Origin of the sequence: Thermogemmatispora onikobensis (genome assembly GCF_001748285.1) — a bacterium.
In the GTDB taxonomy this organism is placed as follows: domain Bacteria; phylum Chloroflexota; class Ktedonobacteria; order Ktedonobacterales; family Ktedonobacteraceae; genus Thermogemmatispora; species Thermogemmatispora onikobensis.
In genome coordinates this window covers 1-3690 of record NZ_BDGT01000103.1, presented here as the reverse complement: position 1 = coordinate 3690, position 3690 = coordinate 1, and the positions used below count along the sequence as shown (strand labels likewise).

Below are 3690 nucleotides of genomic sequence, written 5' to 3'. Positions count from 1 at the left end.
TCCCAATATCGTTGTGCCTACGTATCAGGTGCCTGACGCAGTAGGCGTGATCCTGCACCTCAAGCCCGCCTCCTGACGCCGCCCCCAAGAGAAGACGCCTCTCTCCGAACGGGCCGCGCTTCCCCGGTCAGCCTCAGCAAGCCGGACGAGGCCGGCCCGTTCTTGATTGCGCCTCCCGTAGGGCATGGGCCTGCCGCTTCCCTGCGCCGATGCCCTGGTGGGCCAGCAGACGGCGGAGCTAGGAGAAAAGGGGGATAGATTTATCAGGCAAGTAGGGCGTATCATACCATTCGATTGAGTGTGGTTGAGGAGGCAGAGATGGTTAATAAAGTCTCCAAAGCAAGACCAGCATAGAGGGTCTGGAGAGAGTCCTCAAAGAAAAGAAAAGCAGAGAGCAGGACTTCTCGCGATTTAGACCCCATAGTGACAGAGCGAACCCAAGCTTCGTTGGCGCTTCATATCGTGTGCCATCACCTATTGACAAGCTGGGGTTCTTCGGTTACAATTTTCGTAATCGTTTACGGTATCGATCTCGTGAACGGTTACAACCTATTTCGGGGAGGCCCTCGGAGGGTGTGGAGGGCCTGCGCGTAAGCGTGAGAAGGATTGTTATGGCCGAGAAGCTGACGATTCGGGACATTGCCCGCCTGGCGGGAGTTTCCAAAGCGACAGTCTCGCGAGTACTCAATCAGAAGCCGGATGTGGACCCTGCGACCCGTGAGCGCATCCTGCGCGTCATGGAAGAGCAAGGCTTTGTACCCAACATCGCCGCTTCCGGTCTGGCAGGTGGGCGCAGTCGGCTACTGGGCGCCCTTATTCCTTCTCTCACCTGGCCACTCATCCCGGAGCTGATGAGAGGCGTTGGAGAGGTTGTCGGGGCGACCCCTTACGAGTTGATTCTCTACAGTATCAACGATGTCAACCACGAGAAGGACCGCAGCGACATCATCAGCCGTATTGTCCGCACGCGGCTGGTGAGCGGGCTACTAGCCGTTTTCCCTGGTCCATCGGCCAAGTATCTGGCGGCGCTCCATTCGCGTTCCTTCCCCGTGCTGCTCATTGATGATCAGGGCATTCCGCCAGAGAACACGCCCTGGATCAGCGTGGACAACCGTGTAGGGGCCTACGAAGCCACCCGTCATCTGATTCGCCTTGGGCACCGGCGTATTGCCCATATTCAGGGGCCGCTCAAGTACCAGGTGTCGCACGATCGCTATCGGGGCTACTGCGACGCGCTGGAGGAGGCAGGTATTCCCCTTGATCCGGAGCTGGTGCTTGAGGGCGACTTCATGCCGCAGACGGGGCGCGCCTGTGCCAACGCTTTTTTCGATCTGCCCCCCGAGAGACGGCCAACCGCTATTTTTGCCGGTAGTGATTACATGGCCTATGGAGCCATTGCTGCCGCGGAGCAGCGTGGCCTGCGAGTGCCAGATGACGTGGCTGTCGTTGGTTTCGACGATAACCCGTCTTCGGCGCACATGGAGCCACCGCTGACAACGGTACGCCAGCCTTTCTACGAGATGGGGCGCCGCGCGGCGGAGATGCTCCTGGCTTTTGTCGAGGCTACCCGCATGATGCATCACCCGAGCCAGAATGGTCAGTTCGCTGGAGTTGTTGCTCCCTCGCCGGAGGTCTTCGAGCCGCCCGTGCGGGTGAAGATGCCCACCAGCCTGATCATTCGCGCCTCCTGCGGGGCCTCACGTCAGCTTCATTCTCCATCTGAGCAAGGAGGTGGTGATCGCTCTCGCTGAGCAGAGCTGAGCCTCTCTGGCTCAGCATCGTAGGGCGTTCTCTGTCCCTGCCTTTCCTCCTGCTGCAGCCGGAGCAGAGCCTGAGCCTGCCAGCGAATCAGCAGGGAAGCGCACCTGCCAACAGGTTCCAGCAGCGCAGCTTGCCTGGACAGTATTTACCGACTCGATGTCTGGGAGCAGCAGTCATCGCCGGCTTGCTGTCCTGTAAACCGGTCGATCTGTTGTCTGGTTGGCATTTTGTCCCTTTCTGGCACCCGAACTTTGTAGCCCGTAGGGAAAATGGTCCAAATGATCGCCTGATTTCTACTCTTGGTTTCAGGAGGTTCTATGCGTTCGTATCTGGCATCGTCACCACGTCGGCATCGCTTTGCCTTCGGGCTGGTGTCGCTGCTGCTCCTGCTCGGTCTCGTGCTGACCGCCTGCGGAGGTGGCGGATCAAGCTCTCCATCGGGGCCTAAGACAGACACGCTCAATGTGTTGCCGGCGCCTAATGGCCCCAATGTCGATAACTTTAACCCGTTCTTTAACTACAACACCCCTGCCGCCTGGGGCTCCCAGGGTCTGCTTTACGAGGGGCTGTATCGTACCAATCTTTATTCGGGCAACTATGAGGAGTGGCTGGCGACCAGCTATGAGTTTTCTAGAGATGGTAGTCAGCTCACCTTCCATCTGCGTCCTAACGTGAAGTGGAACGACGGCCAGCCCTTCACCAGCGCCGACGTCAAGTTCACCTTCGACTTCTTGAAGACGCATCCGGCCCTCGACCAGGGCGGAGTGCTGCCGTTGGTCAAGGATGTCTCGACGCCTGATCCTCAGACGGTGACCTTCACCCTGACCAGCCCCAACAGCACCGCGCTCTTCTATATCGGCCAGCAGGTCTACATCGTGCCTCAGCACGTCTGGTCCACCATCAGCGGCGACCCCGCCAAGTTCACCAACGATAAAAACCCCGTCGGCACCGGCCCCTACAAGCTGCGCAGCTTCTCCGCCGACCTGATCATCTACGACGTCAACCCCTCCTACTGGGGCGGCCAGCCCGCCGTTAAGCACATCTACGTCTACTCCGCCAAGGACAACACGACCGCCGTCACCAATATGATCCAGGGCAAGTATGACTGGATGGGCACGGGCTGGACACCGGACTTCGATAAGCAATTCAAGTCCAAGGACCCCCAGCACAACAAGACCTGGTTCTTCCCCAGCAACACCGTCATGCTCTACCTGAACCTCTACAAGGCCCCCTTCAATAATGTCCTCGTCCGCAAGGCCATCAGCGCCGCGATCAACCGCGACAACCTGCCACAGGGTGTGGCGCTCTATGCCAAGCCGGCTCATCCGACGGGAATTATCCCGGCCCGCAAGGACTGGATCGCGCCGGAGTATCAGAATGCCACCTTCCAGTACAGCGTCTCGCAAGCCCAGTCCTATCTCAAGCAGGCCGGCTACAGCCAGCACAGCGATGGCTACTTCTACGACTCCAGCGGCAAGGTCCTCGGCTTCTCCATCATCGTCCCCAGCAGCTGGTCTGACTGGGCTCAGGACGTCCAGTTCATCGTCAACGACCTCAACAAGGCCGGCATCAAGGCCACGATGAACGGCGTGGCCGACGCCAATACCTACTTCAGCGCCATCTATGGCGGCAACTACGAGGCGGCGATCAGCTGGACGGATAAGGGTCCCACCCCCTACTATCCGTATCGCGACATGCTCAGCAGCAGCAACTCTGGCCCGATCGGGAAGTCGGTCTCCGGGTCGAACTTCGAGCGCTGGGATGCGCATTCGGCTGGAACGCTGGCCAACCAGGTTGATCAGTTGCTCAAGCAGTACATGACCTCGACCGATACCACTGTCCAGAAACAGGCCGTTCAGGGGATCGAGAAGATCATCGTCGAGCAGCTGCCGGCCATCCCGCTGACGGTCAATGTCGACTGGGACGAGT

General features: G+C 59.2%; 2 protein-coding genes. Both read left to right on the top strand.

Going from position 1 to position 3690, the window contains the following annotated elements:
* Window positions 1-611: 611 nt before the first annotated feature.
* Window positions 612-1751, top strand: a complete 1140-nt coding sequence (locus tag BGC09_RS21925; protein ID WP_069806331.1) for a LacI family DNA-binding transcriptional regulator — start codon at window positions 612-614, stop codon at window positions 1749-1751.
* Window positions 1752-2078: 327 nt separating this feature from the next.
* A partial coding sequence (locus BGC09_RS21920) for an ABC transporter substrate-binding protein (RefSeq protein WP_069806330.1) occupies window positions 2079-3690 on the top strand: 1612 nt, incomplete at its 3' end.